Source organism: Streptomyces sp. NPDC029836, assembly GCF_055574495.1.
Window position 1 is genome coordinate 264,867 of record NZ_JBVHZI010000007.1, and the last position, 22,430, is coordinate 287,296.

Sequence of the window (22,430 nt, forward strand, 5' to 3'; positions counted from 1 at the left end):
TTCCGCCCCTTCGGGCTGCGACCCGCCTGTCCGTGCACCGATGCCGCCCTTCGGGCACCGGTCCGTCCGGCCCGGTACCGGTCCCGCTCCTTGGGCTGCGACCCGCCTGTCCGTGCACCGACGCCGCCCTTCGGGTACCGGTCCGTCCGACCCGGTACCGACCCGGCCCTTCGGGCAGCGACCGGCCGTCCGGGTGTCGGCCCCACCGTCCGGCCCGGCCGCGGCCCCGCGGCCCCGCGCGGCCGCCCGACCGGGGGAACCTCCCGGGATGTCGCCCCACCCCCGCGGCGACATCCCGGGGGGTTCCCCGCCGCCACCCGGCTCCGGGGCGGGATCGGTCGTACCCTCCTGGTGGGAGAAGGGGGCCGGATGATCCGGGACACCGCGCCGGGCACGACCACACGCGCCGCAGCCGCAGCCGTACGCCCGTACACCGGCACCGGCACCGGCACCGGCACCGGCACCGGCACCGGGGCCGGGACCGCGCCGGCCGGGCCCCCCGACCACCGGCAGGCCGCCCCGTGAGCGCCGTCCTGCCCGCCGCGCTCGCCGCCTGGGGGTCGGGCGGCAGCGGCCACCCGTACGCGCTCCTCGCCGACCGGCACGACGGCACCGTGGTGCGCTGCGGGGACGCCGTCGCCAAGGCGCACGCCCCCGACACCGACCCGGAGGCCCTCGCCCTGCGGCTGCGGATCGCCGGAGCGGGCCCGCTGGCCGGGGTGCTGCTGCCCCCGCTGCGGACCGGTACCGTGCACGGCCGCCCCGTCTCCCTCTGGCCGTACGGGACCCCCGTGGACCCGGAACGCCCCGAGGACGCCCCCTGGGAGGCCGCCGCCCGACTGCTCGCCGCCCTGCACCGCACCCCGCCGGAGGCCCTCCCCGGCCCGGTCCCGCCGATGCGCGGCCCCGCCAAGCTGGCCCGCGCCCTGCGCCGCCTCGCCCGAGCCGTCCCGCCCGGCCCGGGCCACCACCCCCCGGACCCCGCCCACCCGCAGGGCGGCGCGCCCGCCACCGCACCCCACCCCACGGAGCCCCCCGCCCCCGCGCCCCGGCGGCTTCCCCCGCACCTCCCGGGTCCGGCCCCGGGGGCCCGGGCCGTGCGGGCGGCCGCCGCGACCCTGCCCGACTGGGTCCGGGGCGAACGGGCGGCCCCGCTCGGCGGGACGCTGTGCCACGGCGACCTCCACCTAGGGCAGTTGGTGCGGCACCCCGCGCCCGGCGGCCCCTGGCGGCTCATCGACGTGGACGACCTCGGACTCGGCACCCCCGCCTGGGACCTGGCCCGCCCGGCGGCCTGGTACGCGGCCGGGCTGCTCGCCCCGGAGGTGTGGCTGCGCTTCCTGGACGCCTACCGCGCCGCCGGCGGGCCGGCGGCCGGCCCTCCCGGTACCGATCCCTGGCCGGAACTCGACCTGGCCGCGCGGGCGCTGACCGTGCAGGGCGGGGCGCTGGCCCTGGCCAAGGCGGCGGTCGAACGGCGCCCGCTCGACGGTGCGGAACGGCTGATGGTGGATTCCTGTGCCCGAATCGCCGCGATGCCGGCGGAGTTGGAGCCGGGAGCCCCGTCGTAGGGTGAGGGCCCCGTCACCGGGTATGCGTCCGGTGTCGACGCAGACGGCGAGGAGTTGATCGGTTCATGCAGTGTCCGAAGTGTCACGCGATGATGCACACGTACAACCGCAACGGCGTTCAGATAGAGCAGTGCAGCGGCTGCCGCGGCATCTTCCTCGACTACGGGGAGCTGGAGGCGCTGACCCGGCTGGAATCCCAGTACACGGCCCAGCAGTACCCCCAGGTCCCGCCGCCCGCCGCAGCGCCGGCGCCCTACCCGGCCCAGCACGCCGCCCCCGCCCCCGCCTGGGGAGCCCCCCAGCACGGCGGCCACGGGCACCACGGCCACCACGGCCACCACAAGGGCGGCTTCGGCCGGATGTTGTTCTCCTCCTGACGAGCCCGGACCGGCCCGGATCCGGCAACGCGGAAGCCCCGACCGTCTTTCGACGGCCGGGGCTTCCGGGTGGTGCGCGATACTGGGATTGAACCAGTGACCTCTTCCGTGTCAGGGAAGCGCTCTCCCGCTGAGCTAATCGCGCGGGCTCCACGGCTCGCGAGCCGCAGGTCGAACGGTACTACACACGTTGCAGTGAGCTGCGTGCGCGATACTGGGATTGAACCAGTGACCTCTTCCGTGTCAGGGAAGCGCTCTCCCGCTGAGCTAATCGCGCGGGGATCCTTGCGGACCAGTGGACGATACTGGGATTGAACCAGTGACCTCTTCCGTGTCAGGGAAGCGCTCTCCCGCTGAGCTAATCGTCCTTGGAGGTGGAGACGGGATTTGAACCCGTGTAGACGGCTTTGCAGGCCGTTGCCTCGCCTCTCGGCCACTCCACCATGGAGCCGCGGGGGTTATCGGGAAGAAATCCCCCACTTCGAGCGGACGACGAGACTCGAACTCGCGACATCCACCTTGGCAAGGTGGTGCTCTACCAACTGAGCTACGTCCGCAGGTCACCGTGTGTGCTCCGGGGTGTTCCCCCTTCGCTCCCTGGCGACGTGTTGAACTCTAGCGGATTCCCGGGCCAGCTCAAAAACACGTTTCCGCAGCGTGCTGCCGCACGATCACCGCCGGTCACCCGAGCGTCACCTCTCCGGCGCCATCACGTCACCGGTCATAGACTCGCAGCCGTGCACGACCTGCCTCACGACCTGCCTCCCCTGGCCCGCTTCGGCGGCCTCCTCGCGACCGACCTCCGAGACGTCACCAGCGACGCCTCCGCCCTCGACTCCACCGGGTTCTGGGCGGTGGCCGCCGACTTCGAGGGCCGGCTGGTCTGCGCGCGCTTCGGGGACGTGCGTCCCGATCCCGTGCCCCCGCCCGTGCCGGGCGCCTGGTCCGGGCCCGGGCGGGACCAGTGGTCCTCCTCCCTGGACCGGGCCGCGTACGTCGGCGGCGTCCGCCGGATACGCGAGCACATCGCGGCCGGGGAGGTCTACCAGGCCAACCTCTGCCGCGTGCTGTCCGCCCCGCTGCCCGACCCGGACACCGCCGACGTCGACGCCCTGACGAGCCTCCTCGCGCGCGGCAACCCCGCCCCCTACGCAGGAACGATTCGGCTGCCCGCGCACGGCGTGGAGATCGCCACCGCCTCCCCGGAACTGTTCCTGAGCCGCTCCGGGCGCCACGTCGAGTCCGGTCCGATCAAGGGCACCGGCCGTACCGCCGCCGACCTGCTCCCCAAGGACCACGCCGAGAACGTGATGATCGTGGACCTCGTCCGCAACGACCTCGGCCGGGTCTGCGCCACCGGGTCCGTCACGGTTCCCGCGCTGTGCGCGGTGGAGGAGCACCCGGGCCTGGTCCACCTCGTCTCCACGGTCGGCGGCGAACTCGCCGAGGGCGCCGGCTGGCCCGAGCTGCTGGCCGCGACCTTCCCGCCCGGCTCGGTCACGGGCGCGCCCAAGTCCTCCGCGCTGCGGATCATCGAAGCGTTGGAGACCGCCCCGCGCGGCCCCTACTGCGGCGGCATCGGCTGGGTCGACGCCGACCGGCGCACCGCCGGGCTCGCCGTGGGCATCCGGACGTTCTGGATCGACCGCGAGGCACCCGGCGGACCCCGCCTGTGCTTCGGTACCGGCGCCGGGATCACCTGGGGTTCCGACCCCGACCGCGAGTGGGCGGAGACGGAACTCAAGGCCGCCCGGCTGCTCGCTGTAGCGTCGGGCACACACGAGACGCACGATCTGAGTGGAGGGACCGTACGGTGAGGATCTGGCTCGACGGAGCACTGCGGGACGCCGAGGACGCGAAGGTGTCCGTCCTGGACCACGGCCTGACCGTGGGCGACGGCGTCTTCGAGACGCTGAAGGCGCACCACGGCCGCGCCTTCGCCCTCACCCGTCACCTCGACCGACTGACCCGCTCGGCCCGCGGCCTCGGGCTGCCCGACCCCGACCTCGACGAGGTGCGTCGGGCCTGCGCCGCGGTACTGGAGGCCGATCCGGTCCCGCTCGGCCGGCTGCGGATCACCTACACCGGCGGCCTGTCCCCGCTGGGCTCCGACCGCGGCGATACCGGCCCCACCCTGGTCGTCGCCCTCGGCGACACCGTCCGCCGGCCCGACAGCACCGCGGTGATCACCGTCCCCTGGGTCCGCAACGAGCGCTCCCCGCTGACCGGCCTGAAGACCACCTCGTACGCGGAGAACGTGGTCGCCCTGGCCCGGGCGCACCGACAGGACGCGTCCGAGGCGCTCTTCGCCAACACCGTCGGGCAGCTCTGCGAGGGCACCGGCTCCAACGTGTTCGTCGTCCTGGACGGCGAACTGCACACCCCGCCCGTGGCCTCGGGCTGCCTCGCCGGGATCACCCGGGCCCTCGCCGTCGAGTGGACCGGAGCCCGGGAGACCGACCTCCCCTTCGAGGTCCTGGAACGCGCCGACGAGGTGTTCCTCACCTCCAGCCTGCGCGACGTGCAGGCCGTCCACCGCGTCGACGGCCGCACCCTGGGCGCCCCCGGCCCGGTCACCGCGAAGGCCATGCGGGTCTTCGACGAGCGCGCGGCCTCCGACCTCGACCCATAGTCACGGGGCCGCCGGGCGGGTAGAAATCGACGATGACCACCACCCTGCGGCCGAGCGGGCCGCTTCAGCAGAGCGAGGGCGGCGCCCGTTCGCGCCCGTACGAGGTCCGGGTCAACAGCCGGCGCGTCGGGAGGCTCCTGATCGCCGCCGACACGCCCCTCGGGCCGACGGTCGGCGAGATCCGCGACCTGGTCATCGACGAACCGGACCGCCGGCGCGGACGGGCCACCGTCGCCGCGCTCGCCGCCGAGGAGGTCATGCGCGGCTGGGGCTGTCGACGCGTGCGGATCGCCGTACCGGCCGGCTCCGCGGGCGGCCTGCGCCTCGCGGCGGCCCTCGGGTACGTCGAGTACAGCCGCAACATGGCCAAGGAACTGCCCGCCGAACCGCCCGCGCTCTCCGCCGGGGTCCTCGGCCGCCCGATGACGGAGGCCGAGTACGAGCTCTGGAACGCCCGGGCCCGGGAGGCGTACGCCGCGAGCTGGGTCGAGCGGGGCCTGTCGCCCGAGGCGGCCGCCGCGAAGTCGGCCGCTGACCACGACACGCAACTGCCGCGGGGCCTGGACACCCCCGGGGTCGCCCTGCGCGTGCTGGAGGCCGCCGGCGCACCCGTCGGACAGGTGTGGGTGGCCCCGCTCGACGGCAACGCGTACGTCTTCGACGTCGAGGTCGCCGAGGCGCACCGGGGGCGCGGGTACGGGCGCGACCTGATGCTCCTGGCCGAGCGGACCGCCCTCGCCGAGGGCTACCGGGTCCTGGCGCTGCACGTCTTCAGCGCCAACACCCCTGCCGTGCGGCTGTACGAGTCCCTCGGCCACCGGACCACGTCCCACAACCTCGCCAAGGACCTGATCTAGGCCGTCCGCCGGGCCGGGGCCTCAGCCCGCGAGGAGCCGGTCGGCGATCTCCTCGATGCGGGCCCGCAGGCCCTCCTGGCTCTTGCCGCCGTCGAGGCGCTCGCCGTCGATGACGTAGGTCGGGGTGCCGGTCACGCCGATGGCCTTGCCCTCGGCCTGGTCGGCGTCGACGATCAGGATGTGTCGGCCGTCGATCAGGGCGGTGTCGAACTCCTCCACGTCCAGGCCGAGTTCACGCGCAACGTCGAGGAGCACGGCCTCGCCGCGCGAACTCAGCTCGGCGGTCCGCGCCAGCAGGGCCTCCGCGTACGGCCAGCCCTGCCCCTGCTCCACGGCCTCCTCGGCGGCCTGCGCCGCGGCGAAGGCGTGCTTGTGCTTCTCCAGGGGGAAGTGGCGCAGCCGGATGTCCAGCCGGTCGCCGTAGCGGGCCCGCAGGGCGCGTACGTCGTCCAGGGCGCTGTGGCAGTCCGGGCACTGGAGTTCGCACCAGACGTCGAGGATCACGGAATCGGTCATGGGAACAGTCTCCCAGCCCGGTGCCCGCGCACCGACCGGGACCTGGGGAGGAGGCGGGACCCGGAGATGTCCCGGAGATCGGGCGGCGCCGGGCCCGGGGCATGGCCCGGACGGTATCGACCGGTGCAGGATGGAAGGGACGGATCGCCCACCCGCCCGACCACCGCCGGAGGACCGCATGATTGCCGAGACCATATGTTCCGCGGTGTCCGCGGCCGGCCTGGGCCTCGCCGCGGTGACGGCGTACCGCAGGCGGTTCCTGGCGGCCACGCGCATCGCCGCGTACGCGCTGGTGCCGGTCGGCCTGGTGCTGACGGGCGTCGTGGCGTGGGTGTCGGGGATGGTGTTCAAACCGTCGGTCTGGGCGGGCTTCGCACTGCTGGGTGTCGCCTGGCTGCTCTTCATGATCACGCGGACGGTCGAACGCCGTCGCGGGACGAGGGACCCCGAGGCCGGGGCCGCGAAGGCGACCAGGGGCGGCCGGACCCGGGAGGCCGTCGCGCCCTCGGCGTCGGCGCCCTCCCTCGGCGCGGGATCCCGTCCGGCCCCCACCGCCCGGCAGGCTCCGACGGCCCCGGCGGACGACTTCTCCGACATCGAGGCCATCCTCAAGAAGCACGGCATCTGACCGCGCCGGGCGAGGTCCCGCCGTCGCCATAGCGCACCCGCGGCCCCGGGCGGGGCACAAGCCGACGGGAACCACCTGAACTGACGAGCGCGGGCCGACCACCACGGTGATCCTCGCGTGTTGGGAACCGTTCCCGCGACGGCTGCGCGATCATCGCCCCGACATGCTCGAAACATCGCCGGCCGATCCGCCGGCCCCCGCGCCCGTCGCCGAGGCCCCCCTCACCGAGGAGGGGCGAGGCTGCCTCTTCGCCCTCTCCCAACCCCCCTTGATGATCTTCCTAGGGGTGATCGGGACCCTGCTGCTCCTCGCCGCCGTGCACGACCTGTTCCTGCTCTGAGGCCTCGGGGTGGGCGTCCGCCTCCTTGCGGCGCGCCCGGTACGCGGCCACGTGCAACCGGTTCCCGCAGGTCCGGCTGTCGCAGTAGCGCCGCGACCGGTTCCGCGACAGGTCCACGAAGGCCCGCCGGCAGTCCGGCGCCTCGCAGCGGCGCAGCCGCTCCTCCTCGCCGGAGACCACGATGAAGGCCAGCGCCATCCCGCCGTCGGCCGCGAGGTGGTCGCCCACCGAGGCGCCCGGCGCGAAGTAGTGCACGTGCCAGTCGTAGCCGTCGTGGTCCGTCAGCTGGGGCGTGGTGCCGGCGGTGGCCACCAGCTCGTTGATCAGCACGGACGCCGCGCGGGAGTTCGGGGCCGCGAAGACCTGGGCGAACTTGCCGCGCACGGTGCGGACCCCGGCGAGGTCGCGGGCGCTGAGCTCGCCCACGTCGCTGATCGCGTACTCCTGGACGAAGCCGCGCAGCGCCCCGATGTCGGAGAGTCCGTCCGGCTGGTCCGGTTCGGCCGCGGTGTTCACCAGCGCGACGACGACGTCGAGCGCGCGACGGGTGTCGTGGGGGATCTGCACGGGGTCGCTCCCTGAAGGCCGGGCCTGCGGCGACGATCGGCTGTCGCCGCTGGTGGCCGACTCTAGCGCCTCCCCGCAAGGGGTTACCCGTGGGAGCGGGGCGGCGCCCGGGCCTCAAGCACACCGGCGCCGTCCTCGCGGTTGGCTTCCGCGAGAACAGCGCCGGCACGTGCGTATGTGGTTGTCCGACCCGCACCGTCGCCCCGAGTCGGACGGTGTCGAGCGGCGGTAGGCCTGGCTCAGCTTTCGGCCAGGATGTGGGAGAGCTCCTTGTCGAGGTCGAAGTGCCGGTGCTCGGTCCCGGGTGGAACCGCGGCGTCCGTCCGCTTGAGGAACGATTCGAGTGCTCGGGCGGGTGCTTCGAGCAGTGCTTCTCCCTCCGGTGAGCTCAGGGCGATGCAGACGACGCCCTGACCGTGGCTGCGGGACGGCCAGACGCGGACGTCGCCGGTACCGGTGGGCCGGTGCAGGCCCTCCGCGAGGAGGTCACGGGCGAATACCCATTCGACCGTCTCCTCGGCGCCGGTGTGGAAGGTGGCGTGCACGGCGTAGGGGTCGGCCGTGTCATACCGCAGGCCCGCGGGAACAGGCAGTGAGGACTCGCTCGACACAACGAGGCGCAGGTGCAGCTCGCAGCTGACCGTGGTGTTCATAAGCGCCAGGGCCTTTCGCTCAGTGTGCGCTCGGGGATTCGCACGTCGGCGAAATCGACATGCCACCTACGGTGGCGTTGTAAACCCCTCTGACCGTTTTGCGGACCTCTGGGTCCCTCGGACGGCGGATCCAAACCGGCGTTCACGTGTGCTTCGGGCTCCGGTAGATTCAGTGGCATGAATACGGGGAGTGACCGCGAGACCAACGAGTCCGCCGGCGGCGGGGCGCCCGCCGGGGAAACGCCGCACGTGTCGAAGGCGCCCGCCTTCATCAAGGCCAACCGCAGCCTCCACCTGAGCTGGCAGGTCGGCGTCTTCATCGTCGGGCTGGCCGTCATCGGGGCCGGCATCGCCATGCTCGTCCTGCCCGGCCCCGGCTGGGTGGCCATCTTCGCCGGCCTGGCGATCTGGGCCACCGAGTTCGCCTGGGCCCACCTCGTCCTGCGCTGGACCAAGCGCAAGGTGAGCGAGGCCGCGCAGAAGGCGCTCGACCCCAGGGTCCGGCGCCGCAACATCATCCTGACCAGCGTGGGACTCGTCGTCGCGGGCGCGCTGATCGGCTTCTACCTGTGGAAGTACGGGCTCGTCCTGCCCTGGGACATCAAGGACCAGTAGGCCGCCGCGGCTGGTCACGGAGCACCGCTGACATGCGGTAATGTTTGCGGTGCGTCCGGGCGATTAGCTCAGTGGGAGAGCACTTCGTTCACACCGAAGGGGTCACTGGTTCGAACCCAGTATCGCCCACCCGGACCGAGGGCCCGGAGACTCCGCGAGAGTCTCCGGGCCCTCGTCGTTCCCGCCGCCGGCCGGCTCAGCGGAGCCGGCCGAGCGCCTGCCGCAGCCGCCGGGCGTCGCGCAGCCGCTTCTCGTACGTCGCCCCCACCACCAACAGCAGCAGGCCCGCCAGGGCCGGCGGCAGCCACCGGGGGAGCGCCCCCGCCACCTGCGCCACGTACGGGGCCAGCTCGTGCAGGGCCACCGCCGCCAGCGTCACGCCGCCCAGCAGCAGCGGGGCCGCGAGGCGCCGGTGCGCGCCCGCCAGGGTCAGGGCCAGCGCCGCCAGGCCCAGCAGCAGCGGCCGCAGCCAGTGCGCGTCGCCCCAGGCGGCCACCAGGCTCGGCAGCAGCGTCGCCCCCAGCCCCGGCCCGTACGCCGGCCAGGAGGAGACCGTCGGGTCCTTGCGGCGGGACAGGAACCCGACCGCCAGGGCCAGTACCGACACGGGCAGCGCGTACGCCTCCGGCACCGTCACCCCCGAGGCGCCCAGGCGGACCCACGTCGCCGCCACGAACAGCGCGCCCGCCGCCCAACCGCAGCGCCGCCGGTCCGGCCGCAGCGCCGCCGCCGCGCACACCACCCCGACCAGGGCGAGCACCAGCGCCAGCACCGGCGGATCACCGACCGCGAGCGCCACCGCCACCGCCGCCGCCACGGCCGCCGCGCACTCCGCCGGGATCCGCACCGGGCCGAGCCGCGCCGCCAGGGCCACCACCACCGCCGGAGCCACCAGCGCCGCCACCCCCGACCAGGCCGGCGCGAGTCCGGCCAACGCCGCGAGCGCCACCGCGAGCGCCGTCGCGTACCCGACGGCCGCCGCCGCCCCACCGGCCCGTACGGCCACCCGGGCGGGCCCGTACGCCGCTGCGAACGCGGCACCGGCCCCCAGCAGCCCGAACACCGCGAACGTCGCCACACGGCCGTCCAGCGCCCCCAGCGACACGGTCAGCGCGCCCACCGCCGCGCACACCGCGGCCGTCGGACCGGCGGCCCGGCGGGACGCCCGCAGCGCGAGCAGCCCGGCAGCCACCGTCACCGCCGTCTGCGCCGCCAGGACCGCCGCCACGGGCAGCCCCAGCAGCACCGGGGCCGTGAACGACCCCGCCCAGCCGGCCACCACCGCCACCACCGCCGGCTCCGGGCGCCGCAGCTCCCGGGCCGCCCACCAGCCGGCACCCGCCACCAGCAGCAGCGCCACCGGGACCGCCGCCCCCGCGCCGGAGCCGGCCGCCGCGGGGGACGTCGACGCCCACACCTCGCCGAGCACCCCGACCCGGGACGCCGCCGCCAGGGCGACCGTCGGCGCCGCGGTCAGGGCCGCCAGGGCGGCCACCCCGGCTGCCGCCCGCAGCAGGCCGCGCCGGACCTGCGCCGGCAGCGCGGACGCCCGTACGACGGCCAGCAGGGGGAGCGCCGCCACCAGGTGCACCACCACCGGCCACATGTCCCCCCGGGCCGCGTGCCCGGCCGGGACCAGCGCTCCGACCGCCGCCACCGCGGCCAGGCCGCCCACCAGCGCCGCCGCCGACGCCCGCGGCTCGCGCCAGGCCACCGCCACGCCCAGGGCGGCCCCCGCCGCCAGCAGCAGCGCCGGACCGGCCGACCCGGGACCGTCCAGGGACAGCGCCAGGGCCGCCGACAGCGCGAGCCCGCCCGTCGACGAAGCCGCCACCCACGCCGTCACCCGCACCGACCGCCGCGCCACCGCCACCGCGAGCGCGGCGTCCGCCGCGGCCGTCACCAGCACCGCCCAAGCGACGCCCGACGGCCCGGCCCCCGCCGCGACCGCGGCCAGCGGCAACGGCACCTGCGCGACCAGCACCGCGACCGGCAGCGGCAGCCGCAGCCGGGGCAGCGCCGCGCCGTAGCCGGCCCAGAGCGCGGCCAGCGCCGCCGCGGCCCCCGCCGCGTACGCGGTCCCGTCGACCCCGGGCAGCCCGACCGCGTGCAGCGCGTACGCGTCCAGCACCGTCAGCAACAGCCCCACCGCCCCCACCGACTCCGCTGTGGACCGCAGCCCCCGCCGCAGCAGGCCCGCGGGAGCCGCCAGCGCGGCACCCGTCACGGCGGCCAGCACCAACGAACGCCCGGCGATCCCCAACGAGCCCCAGCTCACCAGGGTGAAGGCCAGCGCGGCCACGGCCAGCAGCACCGCACCCAGCGTCAGCAACACGTTCTGCGCGCCGCGCGCCGGCGCCGCCGCGGGCCCCACCGGCCGCGGGGGACCGGCCACGGCGGGCGCGGGATGCGCGAGGAGGCCGATCAGCCAGTTCCGCCGGGACAGCAAGTAGTGCCGCCGGGCGTCGAGTTGGATCAGCTCGCGGTCGATGAGCGCCAGCTCCTCGGCCGGCGGCAGTGCCGGGGCCACCGGCGGGAAGGGGGTGTTCATACGCGGAGTGTGGCGCCCGTCACCGCATCAGGACATGGGCGGGCGTACTCAGATCGCCCCTGAGTACCTCCGGGGAACGGGGTCCGCCGAACCGCCCACGCGAGGCCGTCCGACGAGCCAGACTGGAGCCATGCACCGCTGGACGCACTACCGCTTCCGCAGCGTGTGGGACCTGCCGGCCCCGCCCGCTCTCGTCTTCTCCCTGCTGGAGGACCCGGGGCAGTACCCCGCCTGGTGGCCCCAGGTCCGCCGGGTCGAGCCCGTCGGGGAGGACGGTGGCAACGCCCTGATCCGCTCGGTCCTCCCGTACGGCATCCACGTCGGCCTCACCGGACTGCTGCGCGACCCCGCCCGGGGCGTGCTGGAGGTCGCCCTGCGCGGCGACATCGAGGGCTGGGCCCGGTGGACCGTACGCCCGCGCGGCGGCCCCGGAGCCGGCCGCACCCGCGCCCTGTACGAGCAGGAGGTCGACGTCCGGGCACCGTTGCTGCGCCGACTCTCGGTGCCCGCCCGGCCGCTGTTCCGGCTCAACCACGCCCTGATGATGCGGGCCGGCCGGCGCGGTCTCGCGGCCCGGCTGACGGCCGGGCCGGAAGCGGTTTGAACAGACCCCGGGCCTCTTGTATTGTTCAGTCCGTTCCCGGGCGATTAGCTCAGCGGGAGAGCACTTCGTTCACACCGAAGGGGTCACTGGTTCGATCCCAGTATCGCCCACCGGGACAGGCCGGTCCGTCAGATGACGGACCGGCCTTCCGCATGTACGGCGCCGTCGCGCCGGGCCCGCGACCCGGCTACGCGGCCTGGTTCAGCTCCGGCCGCAGCGGCCAGTGCGGATCCACCGACTCCGGCGTCCCCTGACGCGCGAACCACGCCTGCAGACCACGCGCCTGCGCCGCGTGCCACACCGCCTGCAACGTGTGCAGCTCGGCCGGCGTCAACCGCTCCAGCCTCCCCGCGAACCGGCGCCCCACCGCCCGTACGAGCTCCAGCGACGCCAGCGCGTCCGCCGACGCGTCGTGCGCGCCCTCCAGCTCTATCCCGTAGTGCGCGCACAGGTCGGTCAACGTGCGACGGCCCTTGCGGTAGCGGTCCAGGTGCTTGTCCAGGACCCGCGGATCCAGCACCGTCAACGGCCTGCTGTCCAGGTAGCGGGACAACGAGGACGCCCGGTGCCGGCGCAACTCCCGGTCCAGCAGCGTCAGATCGAACGGCGCGTTCATGACCACCACCGGGCGCCCCGCGACCTGCTGCTCGCCCAGGGCGCGGGCTATCTCCTCCACCACCGGCGCCGGCCAACGGCCGTGGCGCTGGAGGTGCTCATCGGTCAGGCCGTGCACTTCCGTGGCTCCCGGAGGAACCGGGATGCCGGGATTGACCAGCCAACGGGTGGTGCGGACCCGGCCGCCCGCACACTCCTGCACGACGAGCGCGGCGGACACGATCCGGTCCTGCTCGACGTCAACTCCGGTCGTCTCCGTGTCGAATGAGGCCAGCGGGCCTTCGTACCAGCGCGTCATGGCGAACTCCTCGTCCCCGGTCGGCAGATGGGGAGCACCCGGACGCCGTCGTCTCGGAGCGTGCCACCCCCGCCCGCATCGGTGATACCCGGGCTGTTTGCCCCGTACGCCGTTTGCGGCCCCCCGGGTGCGGAGACAACTGAACTGGGGGACCGCGCACATGACCGGTCATCACCCCGACACCACTCACGGCAGGGCCCGGAAGGCATGGGGAGCCGGCCATGGCGCTCGCACAGCCCGAACCGGGCGGGGTGCTGCAGGCACGGACCGGTCCCGCGACCGGACCGCTGCGCGGCACGCTCGCCACCACCGCCTGCATGGAGACGCTCCAGGTGGGCTACCTCCACGCCGTCGCCGCCGCTGCCGGTTGCTCGTTGTCCCAGCCCTTTCCGGACAACGGCATCGACTGGCACGTCAGCCACGGCGCACCCGAACACGTCGTCGACGACGAAGTGACCGTCAAGGTGCAACTGAAGGCCACCTACCAGGTGCCGCCGAGGCCGGCGGGCGAGACCTTCGGGTTCACCCTCGACAACGAACACCTGGTGAAGCTGGCCCGCACACCGGTCGCCGTCCACAAGATCCTCGTCGTCATGCTCGTACCGCGCGAGCGCGACCAGTGGATCGGCGCCGGCCACGAGCGGCTGGACCTGCGGCACTGCTGCTACTGGACCAACCTCGCCGGACACCCCGTGACCGGCCGGCGCCGGACCACCGTACGGATCCCGACCACGCGGATCTTCGACGACCGGGCGCTGTGCGAGATCATGACCCGGGTCGGGTCGGGAGGGACACCTTGATGAACCGGCAGCCACCGCACCTCGAACCGCTGTCTTCCCCGGAGCCGGAACCGGGTGCGCCCGATCCCGCCCAGGTCGACCCCCAGGTGCTCGGTGCGCTGCTGCACCGCCACGGCTGGCTCCGGCGGGGCGGCGCGGCGGGCCGCTACGGCCGCTGGACCCCGCCGCCCGGCCGGCCGACGGGCGGCGCCGCCAGCCTGCTCGTCCCCGAGAACCGCGCCTTCCCGGACTGTTCCGACCTGCTGGAGGAGGCGTTGACGGCGCTCTCCCGCAGCGGCCTCCCGTCGGCCCGGGAGGTCCTGTTCGGGCTGAGCGTCCCCAGCGACGAGGTCCGCTGGGAGCGGGAGATCATCCCCGAGGGCCCCTACGGCCGCCAGGGCGAGGCCCTCTGGACCGTGCAGGAACAGCTGCGCTCGGCGGCCCGGCGGATGCTGCTGGCCGGGGCCCTCGCCGACCGCGCCCGGGCCGGCTACTACGGAGCCCGCCACCGCGCGCAGGCCGAACGCACCCTGGCCGGCGTCCTGGTGGGCCCCTCCCCGGGCGGCCGCCGGCTCACCGCGTACGTCCCGGTCGGCGGCGGACGCGGCCCGGTGACCCGGCTGCACCACGCCCTGCACGCGGCCCGCGAAGCGGTGGACTACCGACGGGCCACCGGCGGCATGGAGGCCTTCGACGCGGCCGTCGCCGCCGGGGTCAGCCGGGAACTCGCCGACGCGCTCATCGCGCTGGTGCGGGGCTCGGAGGGGGTCCGCATCGCACTGGCCTGGGCGCCCGCCGCCGGAGTGCCCGCCGGGTGCGCCGCCCGGCCCGAGCCGGTCGAGTTCTCGCCCGGAGACCTGCCCGTGCTGCGCGAGGCCGCCGACCGCTACACCCGGGACGAGCCGGCCGTCGCCGTCCGCGTCACCGGGGCGGTGGTGCGGATGCGCCGCTCGGCCGCCGGCGGAGGGGGCACCGTACGGTTGCGGGTGTTGGCGGGCGCGGAGGTGCCGTACGTACGGGCCGCCCTCGACGAGGAGGCGTACCGCATCGCGGGCCACGCCCACCTGGTCGGACTGCCCGTCCGGGTCAGCGGCCGACTGCAACGCCGCGGTGGCTTCCGAAGGCTCACCGGGGCCACCGACGTGACGCCCGTCCCGCTGGACGAGGTCGAGCGGGACCGGCTGATGAAGTCCCTGGACGCGGCCTTCGACCCGCAGGACGTGCTGCCTTCGGATGAGTAGCGCGGACGAGTAGCGCGGACGTGGCGCGGGCGACCGTCAGGGCGCGGGCCGGGTGAACTGTGCCATCAGCAGGTCCGGGACCGGGGCGAAGTCCGCGCCCCGGACCATGCCGAGGCCCTCGTACAGGGCCACGGCCGGGGCGTTCGCCGCACCCGTGCACACCTCGACCGTGTGGTCCGGGAACGCCTCCGTCAGCAGGTGGCGCATCAGCCGGGAGGCGATCCCCCGGCGGAACCACGTCGGGTCCACGCACAGCCGGTCGACCCCGATGACCGCGTCGTACTCCGGCGCCCAGGCGAGGAAGCCCGCGATCGAGCCGTCGTCGGACACGGCCCCCAGCCAGTGCAGCGGACGCTCCCGCATCTCCCGCAGGCTCTCGCGCAGCGCCGGGATGCCGTCGAAGCCGATCAGGTCGGCCTCCACCGCGTAGGAGGCGCGGCCGATGCGGTGGACGGAGGCGGCGGTGGCCTCGTCGGCCAGGTCCAGCGCACGGACGAGCGGGTTCGGCATGCGGGGTCGGGTTCCCTTCGGAGGCGGGCGGGACGGGATGCGGGCGGCCCCCACGCTACCCAGGGCCGCCGCCCGAGGGCGCCGGCGACCCCGGCGGGGGCCGCCCGCCGCGTACGCCCCGTTAACCGTTTCGCTGCGCGGGCACTCGGCTCGGTACGATTCAGGCGCGCAGTGTTCGCTCGCGCACCCCCTGAGTCAGGAGAGACCGGTGTCAGACGTCCGTGTGATCATCCAACGCGATTCCGAGCGGGACGAGCGCGTGGTGGCCACGGGCACTACGGCGGCGGAGCTCTTCGCCGGCGAGCGCACCATCGTGGCCGCGCGCATCGCCGGTGAGCTGAAGGACCTCGCGTACGAGGTGAAGGACGGCGAGACCGTCGAGCCGGTGGAGATCTCCTCCGAGGACGGCCTCAACATCCTGCGCCACTCGACCGCGCACGTCATGGCGCAGGCCGTGCAGGAGCTGTTCCCCGAGGCCAAGCTGGGCATCGGCCCGCCGGTCCGGGACGGCTTCTACTACGACTTCGACGTAGCGAAGCCCTTCACCCCCGAGGACCTCAAGGTCATCGAGAAGAAGATGCAGGAGATCCAGAAGCGCGGGCAGAAGTTCGCCCGCCGCGTGGTCTCCGACGAGGCGGCCCGCGAGGAGCTCGCCGACGAGCCGTACAAGCTGGAGCTCATCGGCATCAAGGGTTCGGCGTCGACCGACGACGGCGCGAACGTCGAGGTGGGCGGCGGCGAGCTGACCATCTACGACAACCTCGACGCCAAGACCGGCGAGCTGTGTTGGAAGGACCTCTGCCGCGGTCCCCACCTGCCCACCACCCGCACCATCCCGGCGTTCAAGCTGATGCGCAACGCCGCCGCCTACTGGCGCGGCAGCGAGAAGAACCCGATGCTCCAGCGCATCTACGGCACCGCCTGGCCGTCGAAGGAGGAACTGAAGGCCCACCTCGAATTCCTCGCCGAGGCCGAGAAGCGCGACCACCGCAAGCTCGGCAACGAGCTCGACCTCTTCTCCGTCCCGGACGAGATCGGCTCCGGCCTCGCCGTCTTCCACCCGCGCGGCGGCATCATCCGCCGGACCATGGAGGACTACTCGCGCCGCCGGCACGAGGAGGAGGGCTACGAGTTCGTCTACACCCCGCACGCCACCAAGGGCGCCCTCTTCGAGAAGAGCGGCCACCTGGACTGGTACGCGGAGGGCATGTACCCCCCCATGCAGCTCGACGGTGGTACCGACTACTACCTCAAGCCCATGAACTGCCCGATGCACAACCTGATCTTCGATGCGCGCGGCCGCTCCTACCGCGAACTGCCGCTGCGCCTCTTCGAGTTCGGCACCGTGTACCGGTACGAGAAGTCGGGCGTCGTGCACGGCCTGACCCGCGCCCGGGGCTTCACCCAGGACGACGCGCACATCTACTGCACCCGTGAGCAGATGGCGGAGGAGCTCGACCGCACGCTCACCTTCGTGCTGAACCTGCTCCGCGACTACGGCCTGACCGACTTCTACCTGGAGCTGTCCACCAAGGACCCGGAGAAGTTCGTCGGCTCGGACGACGCCTGGGAGGAGGCCACCGCCGTCCTCCAGCAGGTCGCCGAGAAGCAGGGCCTGCCCCTGGTCCCGGACCCGGGCGGCGCCGCGTTCTACGGCCCGAAGATCTCCGTCCAGTGCCGTGACGCCATCGGCCGCACCTGGCAGATGTCGACCGTCCAGCTCGACTTCAACCTGCCGGAGCGCTTCGACCTGGAGTACACCGGCCCGGACGGCTCGCGCCAGCGCCCGGTCATGATCCACCGCGCGCTGTTCGGCTCGATCGAGCGGTTCTTCGCGGTCCTGCTGGAGCACTACGCGGGCGCCATGCCGCCGTGGCTCGCCCCGGTCCAGGCCGTCGGCATCCCGATCGGCGACGGGCACGTGGACTACCTGCGGGAATTCGCCGCGGAGGCGAAGAAGCAGGGCCTGCGGGTCGAGGTGGACGCCTCCTCCGACCGCATGCAGAAGAAGATCCGCAACCATCAGAAGCTCAAGGTCCCGTTCATGGTCATCGTCGGTGACGAGGACATGGCCGCGGGCACCGTCTCCTTCCGCTACCGCGACGGTTCGCAGGAGAACGGCATCGCCAAGGACGAGGCGCTGGCCAAGCTGGCCAAGGTCGTCGCCGACCGCGTCCAGGTCTGATCCACGGCGCGAAGGCACCGAAGGCCCCCGGGAAGTGATCACTTTCCGGGGGCCTTCCTCGTACGTGCGGGCGAGGTCATATGCTGCATCCCATGACGATTGAGCCGGAGCAGCAGGGCGGAGTGGGCACGCAGGACGCGTTCCAGCGTCTGTGGACGCCTCACCGGATGGCCTACATCCAAGGGGAGAACAAGCCGACCGGCCCGGAGGCCGGGGACGGCTGTCCCTTCTGCGGGTTGCCGGCGATGTCCGACCAGGACGGGCTGATCGTGGCGCGGGGGGAGCACGTGTACGCCGTGCTGAACCTGTACCCCTACAACGGCGGCCACCTGCTGGTCGTCCCGTACCGGCACGTCGCCGACTACACGGAGCTCGACGGCCCCGAGACGGCCGAGCTGGGGGACCTGACGAAGCGGGCCATGACGGCGCTGCGCAAGGCCTCCGGGGCGCACGGGTTCAACATCGGCATGAACCAGGGAGCCGCCGCCGGCGCCGGCATCGCGGCGCACCTGCACCAGCACGTCGTGCCGCGCTGGGGCGGGGACGCGAACTTCATGCCGATCGTGGGGCACACCCGGGTGCTGCCGCAACTCCTCGCGGACACCCGGCAGATGCTCGCGGACGCCTGGCCGGTCGACTAGCCGACGGCAGCGGTACGAAGGGGGCGGGCCCGGCGGGGGCATCCGCGGGGCCGCCGCGATCTTCTCGTCGACCTCCGTCAGGACCGTCCCTGCCTGCCCCTCGGGCCGGGCCGCGCGGGTCGCCGCCGGCGTACTTACTCGTACACGTCCGCCTTGCGGGGGGAGGGCTCCTGGATCATGCCGCTCATGATCGAGGAACGGTTGGTGAAGCGTTCGGTGTCGACGCCGTTCTCCTCCAGCACCTTGAACGTCGCCGCGTGCACGGCCCGCAGCACCGGCGCGACCGTGCGCAGCGCGTCGTCCGCCATGAAGCGGTGGCGCCACATGGAGCCCGCCCAGACGTGCCGCAGGCCGAAGGGCTCGGGCAGCACCAGCTTGCCGCCGAAGTGGTCCAGCAGCGGGGGGTACCAGGTCAGGGGCGCGCGCACGGCCAGGCGTACGACCTCGGAGGCGTCCACGAGCCGCAGCGGACGCTCCACGGTCTCCCAGAAGCGGACCGACTTGGGGACCTCGACCACCGGGGCCTTGGACTTGGTGGTGAACAGGCCGTGGACGGGGCCGAGGGCGTGCGCGGTGACGTCCACGCGCAGGGTCTTGTAGAGCACGGTCACGGTGACCAGCATCGTGATGACGAGCTGGCCGTCCCAGAGCGGGTACTGGATGCCGAGGTAGTGCCGGTTGCCGGCGCTGAACTGCTGCTCGTTGCAGATGCGGGTGATCTCGTGCGGCTTGATCAGGAAGGTGTCGACGTTCTCGCCGGTCGGTCGGGCCACCTCAGCCGCGCCCTCGCCGACGGGCGTGACGACCCAGTGCTGGATCGAGGCCGCCGGGAAGCCGCCGGTGTGCAGCGGGCCGCGCTCCAGCTTGCGCAGTTGCGTGTCGATCGCACGTATGACGTCCCAGCTGCGGAACGGGTGGATCTCGTGGCCCTCGGTCGCGGGGGTCAGCTCCTCGGCCATCTGCCAGTTGCCCCACCGGGTGCCCATGCCGAGTATGCCCTTGGGGCCGGCGTAGAACACGGAGTTGCTGCGGTCCTCGGCGGTGAGCTTCGCCAGCTGGCGGCGCAGGTCCTCGCGGGCCTTCTCGTCGGGGTTGCCGGGCACCGCGTCGGGGATCTTCGCGGCGACGCCCCCGCCGCCGAGCAGGCCGTCCCAGCGCGAACGCAGGTCGGCGGCGGTGTTCTCGCAGATCCGGCGGGCCAGGTACCAGCCGATGACCGGGGCGGCGAGCGAGCCGAGCAGGTACAGCTCCAGGAAGCCGCTGCCGGGCTCGCGCTTGATCACCCGGTACAGCAGGATCGCGGCGAACAGGGCGATGGCGACGAGCAGCGCGGTCCCGATCCAGCTCGTCTTCCCGCCGCCCTTAGACAGGGACTTGCGCAGCTGGAAGAGGCCCACCCACAGCAGCGTTCCGGGGAGGAACAGCACCCCGCAGACCAGCGTGATCATGCGCAGCCGGCGGTCGCGGTCCTTGCGGATGCGGGAGGCGGCCAGGCAGTGCTCCACGACGGTCTGCGGGTCGGCGCCGAAGGACTGGATGAGGGGTTTGCGGCCGGCGCCCAGGGTGCGGGCCTCCACGGCCCGGCAGAAGGCCTCGCCGAGGTTCGGTTCGAAGAGGGAGAGCTTCGCCTCCTTGACCGAGGCCGGGTGCAGCTCGCTGTTGGCCCCGAGTATGGAGGACAGCTTGGTGTCCTTGCCGCCGTCCCGGTACGCGGCGGAGGCCAACGCGTTGGTGGCCGCGGTCTGGCCGCCGCCCCCCTGGAGAGGAATCTGTGCCCCGGGCCTGAAGTCGAATCCGTCGTCCGCCACCGCTGCCCCCATCGCCGTGCCACTGTGCTCTTCGTCGTACCGCGCCCGGCTCCGTGCCGTGCTCGTCGCTCGTGTTCCCCGCCGCGCGGACGAGTTTATCGGCGGACGTCACCGCATGGTCATGGGACAGGGAAATACCGCCCACCGCAAGCCGGTTGGGTGGGCGGTCGCCCTGGCGCTATGTCAGACGGCTTCCCTTCTCCGCCTGTTCGCGCAGCTTGTCCGCGATCGGTGCCGGCATCGGTTCGTGCCGGGCGTACGCCCGCGTGAACCGGCCCGTGCCGTGCGAGACGGAGCGCAGGTCCACGGCGTACCGGTCGATCTCGATCTCCGGGACCTCGGCGCGCACCCGGGTGCGCCCGGCGCCCGCCTGCTCGGTGCCGACGACGCGACCGCGCCGACCGGCGAGGTCGCTCATGATCGGGCCGACGTACTCGTCCGGTACGAGGACGTCGACCTCGGCGACGGGTTCCAGGAGCTGGATCGAGGTGCCGGCGGCGGCCTCGCGCAGGGCGAGGGCGCCCGCGGTCTGGAACGCGGCGTCGGAGGAGTCCACGGAGTGCGCCTTGCCGTCGCGCAGGACGATCCGTACGTCGACCAGCGGATGGCCCGTCGCGAGCCCGCGGGCGGCCTGGGCGCGGACGCCCTTCTCCACGGACGGGATGAACTGGCGGGGGACCGAGCCGCCGACGACCTCGTCGACGAACTCGATGCCGCTGCCGGGCGGCAGCGGTTCGACCTCGATCTCGCAGATGGCGAACTGGCCGTGGCCGCCGGACTGCTTGACGTGCCGGCCGCGGCCGGCGGCCTTGGCGCCGAAGGTCTCGCGCAGGGTCACCTTGTGGGCGACGGGGTCGACCTGGACCCCGTAGCGGCTCCGCAGCCGCTCCAGCGCGACGTCCTGATGGGCCTCGCCGAGGCACCACAGGACGAGCTGGTGGGTGTGCGGGTTCTGCTCCAGCCGCATCGTGGGGTCCTCGGCGACCAGCCGGGCGAGTCCCTGGGAGAGCTTGTCCTCGTCGGCCTTGCTGTGGGCCTCGATGGCGAGGGGGAGCAGCGGCTCCGGCATCCGCCAGGGCTCCATCAGCAGCGGGGCCTCCTTGGCGGAGAGGGTGTCGCCGGTCTCGGCGCGGGTGAGTTTGGCCACGCAGGCCAGGTCGCCCGCGATGCAGTGGCCGAGAATGCGCTGCTGCTTGCCGAAGGGGGAGGTGAGGGCGCCGGTGCGCTCGTCGAGGTCGTGGTCCGCGTGACCGCGGTCGGCGAGGCCGTGACCGCTGACGTGGACGGCCTGCTCGGGGCGCAGGGTGCCGGAGAAGACGCGGACGAGGGAGACGCGGCCGACGTACGGGTCGGAGGAGGTCTTGACGACCTCGGCGAGCAGCGGGCCGTCGGGGTCGCAGCCGACGTCGGGGCGGGGGGAGCCGTCCGGGGCGGTGACGGTGAGCGGGGCGCGTTCCAGCGGGGTGGGGAAGCCGCCCGTGATCAGTTCGAGGAGCTCGACGGTGCCGAGGCCCTGGCGGGCGCCGTCGGCGGCGGGGGCGGCCATCAGGACCGGGTGGAAGGCGCCGAGGGCGACGGCCCGCTCCAGGTCGTCCACCAGGGTCTTCAGGTCGAGGTCCGCGCCGCCGAGGTAGCGGTCCATGAGGCCCTCGTCCTCGCTCTCCGCGATGATCCCCTCGATGAGGCGGGAGCGGGCGGCGTCGATGAGGGCGAGCTCGGCGGGGTCCGGATCGCGCTCGACGCGCTCGCCCGAGGCGTAGTCGTACACGCGCCGGGACAGGAGGCCCAGCAGGCCGGTGACGGGGCTGTGGCCGTCGACGCCGGCCGGTCCGTGCAGCGGCAGGTACAGGGGGACGACGGCGTCCGGGTCGTCCGCGCCGAAGATCTGCCCGCAGACGTCGGTCATCTGCGCGTAGTCGGCCCGGGCTGCCTCCAAATGGGTGACGACGATGGCGCGCGGCATGCCGACGGCCTCGCACTCGTCCCAGACCATCCGGGTGGCCCCGTCGATGCCGTCCGAGGCGGAGACGACGAAGAGGGCCGCGTCCGCGGCGCGCAGACCGGCCCTGAGTTCCCCGACGAAGTCGGCGTATCCGGGAGTGTCCAGGATGTTGATCTTGATTCCGGCCCATTCGACGGGCACCAGCGAGAGCTGCACGGACCGGTGCCGGCGCTGCTCGATCTCGTCGTGGTCGGAGACGCAGGTGCCGTCCTCGACCCGCCCGGCCCTGTTCACGGCCCCGGCGGTCAGGGCCAGCGCCTCGACCAGAGTGGTCTTCCCGGCGCCGCTGTGGCCGACCAGCACGACGTTCCGTACGGAAGCGGGGCGGTCGGCCGTCAGTGCCCTGCCGGCGGCCCCGGCTTGGTGTGATGTGGCTCCCATGGTGCTCGTGCCTCCCGGTGTCGCGGTGAGGAGGGGTGATCGGGGTCCTTCGAGCTTTG

22 protein-coding genes and 7 tRNA genes are annotated in these 22,430 nt (G+C 73.7%); 16 read left to right on the forward strand and 13 right to left on the reverse strand.

The features are described 5' to 3' along the window. Window positions 1-369: 369 nt before the first annotated feature. The 3 genes from ACZ4XJ_RS21920 (at window position 370) to ACZ4XJ_RS21930 (ending at window position 1,948) form a co-directional block, all read left to right on the forward strand. On the forward strand, window positions 370-525 hold the full coding sequence (locus ACZ4XJ_RS21920; protein WP_468497088.1) for a hypothetical protein: 156 nt from the start codon (window positions 370-372) through the stop codon (window positions 523-525). Next, a complete protein-coding gene (locus ACZ4XJ_RS21925; RefSeq protein WP_468497089.1) occupies window positions 522-1,571 on the forward strand; it encodes a phosphotransferase family protein in 1,050 nt (349 codons plus the stop codon). The genes ACZ4XJ_RS21920 and ACZ4XJ_RS21925 overlap by 4 nt, the downstream gene beginning before the upstream one ends. A 65-nt stretch (window positions 1,572-1,636) precedes the next feature. Next, entirely contained in the window at window positions 1,637-1,948 is a 312-nt protein-coding gene (locus tag ACZ4XJ_RS21930) for a TFIIB-type zinc ribbon-containing protein (RefSeq protein WP_468497090.1), read from the forward strand. A 70-nt stretch (window positions 1,949-2,018) separates the two neighbouring features. Here ACZ4XJ_RS21930 and ACZ4XJ_RS21935 read toward each other — a convergent pair. The 5 genes from ACZ4XJ_RS21935 to ACZ4XJ_RS21955 all read right to left on the reverse strand — a co-directional run bounded on the left by ACZ4XJ_RS21935 (window position 2,019) and on the right by ACZ4XJ_RS21955 (window position 2,505). Then, a tRNA-Val gene (locus ACZ4XJ_RS21935) sits at window positions 2,019-2,093 on the reverse strand. A 60-nt stretch (window positions 2,094-2,153) separates the two neighbouring features. Beyond that, window positions 2,154-2,225: transfer RNA gene (locus ACZ4XJ_RS21940), tRNA-Val, on the reverse strand. Window positions 2,226-2,244: 19 nt separating this feature from the next. Then, a tRNA-Val gene (locus tag ACZ4XJ_RS21945) sits at window positions 2,245-2,316 on the reverse strand. A gap of 1 nt (window position 2,317) precedes the next feature. Then, window positions 2,318-2,391 (reverse strand) — tRNA-Cys (locus tag ACZ4XJ_RS21950). A 41-nt stretch (window positions 2,392-2,432) separates the two neighbouring features. Continuing rightward, window positions 2,433-2,505 (reverse strand) — tRNA-Gly (locus tag ACZ4XJ_RS21955). Between the two features lie 180 nt (window positions 2,506-2,685). On the opposite strand from ACZ4XJ_RS21955, the gene ACZ4XJ_RS21960 reads away from it, so the two are divergent. From ACZ4XJ_RS21960 to ACZ4XJ_RS21970, 3 genes are read left to right on the forward strand one after another with little or no spacing between them, the layout of a single operon-like run. Beyond that, window positions 2,686-3,765 (forward strand): chorismate-binding protein, encoded by a 1,080-nt coding sequence (locus ACZ4XJ_RS21960; protein WP_362880165.1) that lies wholly within the window; start codon window positions 2,686-2,688, stop codon window positions 3,763-3,765. Then, entirely contained in the window at window positions 3,762-4,580 is an 819-nt protein-coding gene (locus ACZ4XJ_RS21965) for an aminotransferase class IV (RefSeq protein WP_362880166.1), read from the forward strand. The genes ACZ4XJ_RS21960 and ACZ4XJ_RS21965 overlap by 4 nt, the downstream gene beginning before the upstream one ends. 32 nt (window positions 4,581-4,612) lie before the next feature. Continuing rightward, window positions 4,613-5,437 carry a GNAT family N-acetyltransferase gene (locus ACZ4XJ_RS21970; protein ID WP_468497091.1) on the forward strand — a complete coding sequence of 275 codons (825 nt, stop codon included), beginning with the start codon at window positions 4,613-4,615 and terminating at the stop codon, window positions 5,435-5,437. Window positions 5,438-5,458: 21 nt separating this feature from the next. Here the strand turns inward: ACZ4XJ_RS21970 and ACZ4XJ_RS21975 are convergent, their stop codons facing one another. Continuing rightward, complete coding sequence (locus ACZ4XJ_RS21975; protein ID WP_384000396.1) at window positions 5,459-5,953, reverse strand: DsbA family protein; 495 nt, start codon at window positions 5,951-5,953, stop codon at window positions 5,459-5,461. A gap of 178 nt (window positions 5,954-6,131) precedes the next feature. Here ACZ4XJ_RS21975 and ACZ4XJ_RS21980 point away from each other — a divergent pair, with 178 nt between their 5' ends. Continuing rightward, on the forward strand, window positions 6,132-6,581 hold the full coding sequence (locus ACZ4XJ_RS21980) for a hypothetical protein (RefSeq protein ID WP_362880171.1): 450 nt from the start codon (window positions 6,132-6,134) through the stop codon (window positions 6,579-6,581). Between the two features lie 163 nt (window positions 6,582-6,744). Next, on the forward strand, window positions 6,745-6,921 hold the full coding sequence (locus ACZ4XJ_RS21985; protein WP_362880173.1) for a hypothetical protein: 177 nt from the start codon (window positions 6,745-6,747) through the stop codon (window positions 6,919-6,921). Here ACZ4XJ_RS21985 and ACZ4XJ_RS21990 read toward each other — a convergent pair. Together ACZ4XJ_RS21990 and ACZ4XJ_RS21995 are read right to left on the reverse strand one after the other, a co-directional pair. Beyond that, window positions 6,862-7,488, reverse strand: a complete 627-nt coding sequence (locus ACZ4XJ_RS21990; RefSeq protein WP_362880174.1) for a CGNR zinc finger domain-containing protein — start codon at window positions 7,486-7,488, stop codon at window positions 6,862-6,864. The genes ACZ4XJ_RS21985 and ACZ4XJ_RS21990 overlap by 60 nt on opposite strands. Before the next feature lie 239 nt (window positions 7,489-7,727). Further along, window positions 7,728-8,141, reverse strand: a complete 414-nt coding sequence (locus ACZ4XJ_RS21995) for an SsgA family sporulation/cell division regulator (protein ID WP_030011909.1) — start codon at window positions 8,139-8,141, stop codon at window positions 7,728-7,730. Between the two features lie 177 nt (window positions 8,142-8,318). On the opposite strand from ACZ4XJ_RS21995, the gene ACZ4XJ_RS22000 reads away from it, so the two are divergent. After that, complete coding sequence (locus ACZ4XJ_RS22000) at window positions 8,319-8,756, forward strand: TIGR02611 family protein (protein ID WP_362880176.1); 438 nt, start codon at window positions 8,319-8,321, stop codon at window positions 8,754-8,756. Between the two features lie 57 nt (window positions 8,757-8,813). Continuing rightward, window positions 8,814-8,885, forward strand: a tRNA-Val gene (locus ACZ4XJ_RS22005). Window positions 8,886-8,952: 67 nt separating this feature from the next. Here ACZ4XJ_RS22005 and ACZ4XJ_RS22010 read toward each other — a convergent pair. Continuing rightward, window positions 8,953-11,307, reverse strand: a complete 2,355-nt coding sequence (locus ACZ4XJ_RS22010) for an SCO7613 C-terminal domain-containing membrane protein (RefSeq protein WP_468497092.1) — start codon at window positions 11,305-11,307, stop codon at window positions 8,953-8,955. Between the two features lie 130 nt (window positions 11,308-11,437). Here ACZ4XJ_RS22010 and ACZ4XJ_RS22015 point away from each other — a divergent pair, with 130 nt between their 5' ends. Both ACZ4XJ_RS22015 and ACZ4XJ_RS22020 read left to right on the forward strand, forming a co-directional pair. Then, entirely contained in the window at window positions 11,438-11,911 is a 474-nt protein-coding gene (locus ACZ4XJ_RS22015) for an SRPBCC family protein (protein ID WP_362880179.1), read from the forward strand. A gap of 38 nt (window positions 11,912-11,949) precedes the next feature. Beyond that, window positions 11,950-12,021 (forward strand) — tRNA-Val (locus ACZ4XJ_RS22020). A 77-nt stretch (window positions 12,022-12,098) separates the two neighbouring features. On the opposite strand, the gene ACZ4XJ_RS22025 is transcribed toward ACZ4XJ_RS22020, so the two are convergent. After that, window positions 12,099-12,824, reverse strand: coding sequence for a 3'-5' exonuclease (locus ACZ4XJ_RS22025; protein WP_362880181.1), 726 nt, complete (start codon window positions 12,822-12,824; stop codon window positions 12,099-12,101). 221 nt (window positions 12,825-13,045) lie between these two features. Here ACZ4XJ_RS22025 and ACZ4XJ_RS22030 point away from each other — a divergent pair, with 221 nt between their 5' ends. Together ACZ4XJ_RS22030 and ACZ4XJ_RS22035 are read left to right on the forward strand one after the other, a co-directional pair. Then, a complete protein-coding gene (locus ACZ4XJ_RS22030; protein WP_468497093.1) occupies window positions 13,046-13,624 on the forward strand; it encodes a DUF4365 domain-containing protein in 579 nt (192 codons plus the stop codon). Next, window positions 13,624-14,844 carry a hypothetical protein gene (locus ACZ4XJ_RS22035; protein ID WP_468497094.1) on the forward strand — a complete coding sequence of 407 codons (1,221 nt, stop codon included), beginning with the start codon at window positions 13,624-13,626 and terminating at the stop codon, window positions 14,842-14,844. Before ACZ4XJ_RS22030 ends, ACZ4XJ_RS22035 begins: the two co-directional genes overlap by 1 nt. A gap of 36 nt (window positions 14,845-14,880) precedes the next feature. On the opposite strand, the gene ACZ4XJ_RS22040 is transcribed toward ACZ4XJ_RS22035, so the two are convergent. Next, window positions 14,881-15,354, reverse strand: coding sequence for a GNAT family N-acetyltransferase (locus ACZ4XJ_RS22040; RefSeq protein ID WP_468497095.1), 474 nt, complete (start codon window positions 15,352-15,354; stop codon window positions 14,881-14,883). 208 nt (window positions 15,355-15,562) lie between these two features. Between ACZ4XJ_RS22040 and thrS the strand changes: the two genes are divergently transcribed. Together thrS and ACZ4XJ_RS22050 are read left to right on the forward strand one after the other, a co-directional pair. Then, entirely contained in the window at window positions 15,563-17,539 is a 1,977-nt protein-coding gene (gene thrS / locus ACZ4XJ_RS22045; RefSeq protein ID WP_468497096.1) for a threonine--tRNA ligase, read from the forward strand. A gap of 80 nt (window positions 17,540-17,619) precedes the next feature. Continuing rightward, window positions 17,620-18,180 carry an HIT family protein gene (locus ACZ4XJ_RS22050; RefSeq protein WP_362880188.1) on the forward strand — a complete coding sequence of 187 codons (561 nt, stop codon included), beginning with the start codon at window positions 17,620-17,622 and terminating at the stop codon, window positions 18,178-18,180. Window positions 18,181-18,314: 134 nt separating this feature from the next. On the opposite strand, the gene ACZ4XJ_RS22055 is transcribed toward ACZ4XJ_RS22050, so the two are convergent. Further along, the gene (locus tag ACZ4XJ_RS22055; RefSeq protein ID WP_468497097.1) at window positions 18,315-19,988 is read right to left on the reverse strand and encodes a hypothetical protein; all 1,674 of its coding nucleotides are present in this window, start codon (window positions 19,986-19,988) and stop codon (window positions 18,315-18,317) included. 178 nt (window positions 19,989-20,166) lie between these two features. Continuing rightward, on the reverse strand, window positions 20,167-22,371 hold the full coding sequence (locus ACZ4XJ_RS22060; protein WP_468497098.1) for an elongation factor G-like protein EF-G2: 2,205 nt from the start codon (window positions 22,369-22,371) through the stop codon (window positions 20,167-20,169). Between the last annotated feature and the right edge of the window lie 59 nt (window positions 22,372-22,430).

What these genes read in the sequence shown, in the direction of transcription:
- ACZ4XJ_RS21920 (WP_468497088.1), top strand. Translation starts at nt 370, where the DNA reads ATGATCCGGGACACCGCGCCGGGCACGACCACACGCGCCGCAGCCGCA.
- ACZ4XJ_RS21930 (WP_468497090.1), top strand. Translation starts at nt 1,637, where the DNA reads ATGCAGTGTCCGAAGTGTCACGCGATGATGCACACGTACAACCGCAAC.
- ACZ4XJ_RS21970 (WP_468497091.1), top strand. Translation starts at nt 4,613, where the DNA reads ATGACCACCACCCTGCGGCCGAGCGGGCCGCTTCAGCAGAGCGAGGGC.
- ACZ4XJ_RS21975 (WP_384000396.1), bottom strand. Translation starts at nt 5,953, where the DNA reads ATGACCGATTCCGTGATCCTCGACGTCTGGTGCGAACTCCAGTGCCCG.
- ACZ4XJ_RS21980 (WP_362880171.1), top strand. Translation starts at nt 6,132, where the DNA reads ATGATTGCCGAGACCATATGTTCCGCGGTGTCCGCGGCCGGCCTGGGC.
- ACZ4XJ_RS21985 (WP_362880173.1), top strand. Translation starts at nt 6,745, where the DNA reads ATGCTCGAAACATCGCCGGCCGATCCGCCGGCCCCCGCGCCCGTCGCC.
- ACZ4XJ_RS21995 (WP_030011909.1), bottom strand. Translation starts at nt 8,141, where the DNA reads ATGAACACCACGGTCAGCTGCGAGCTGCACCTGCGCCTCGTTGTGTCG.
- ACZ4XJ_RS22000 (WP_362880176.1), top strand. Translation starts at nt 8,319, where the DNA reads ATGAATACGGGGAGTGACCGCGAGACCAACGAGTCCGCCGGCGGCGGG.
- ACZ4XJ_RS22010 (WP_468497092.1), bottom strand. Translation starts at nt 11,307, where the DNA reads ATGAACACCCCCTTCCCGCCGGTGGCCCCGGCACTGCCGCCGGCCGAG.
- ACZ4XJ_RS22015 (WP_362880179.1), top strand. Translation starts at nt 11,438, where the DNA reads ATGCACCGCTGGACGCACTACCGCTTCCGCAGCGTGTGGGACCTGCCG.
- ACZ4XJ_RS22025 (WP_362880181.1), bottom strand. Translation starts at nt 12,824, where the DNA reads ATGACGCGCTGGTACGAAGGCCCGCTGGCCTCATTCGACACGGAGACG.
- ACZ4XJ_RS22030 (WP_468497093.1), top strand. Translation starts at nt 13,046, where the DNA reads ATGGCGCTCGCACAGCCCGAACCGGGCGGGGTGCTGCAGGCACGGACC.
- ACZ4XJ_RS22035 (WP_468497094.1), top strand. Translation starts at nt 13,624, where the DNA reads ATGAACCGGCAGCCACCGCACCTCGAACCGCTGTCTTCCCCGGAGCCG.
- ACZ4XJ_RS22040 (WP_468497095.1), bottom strand. Translation starts at nt 15,354, where the DNA reads ATGCCGAACCCGCTCGTCCGTGCGCTGGACCTGGCCGACGAGGCCACC.
- ACZ4XJ_RS22050 (WP_362880188.1), top strand. Translation starts at nt 17,620, where the DNA reads ATGCTGCATCCCATGACGATTGAGCCGGAGCAGCAGGGCGGAGTGGGC.
- ACZ4XJ_RS22060 (WP_468497098.1), bottom strand. Translation starts at nt 22,371, where the DNA reads ATGGGAGCCACATCACACCAAGCCGGGGCCGCCGGCAGGGCACTGACG.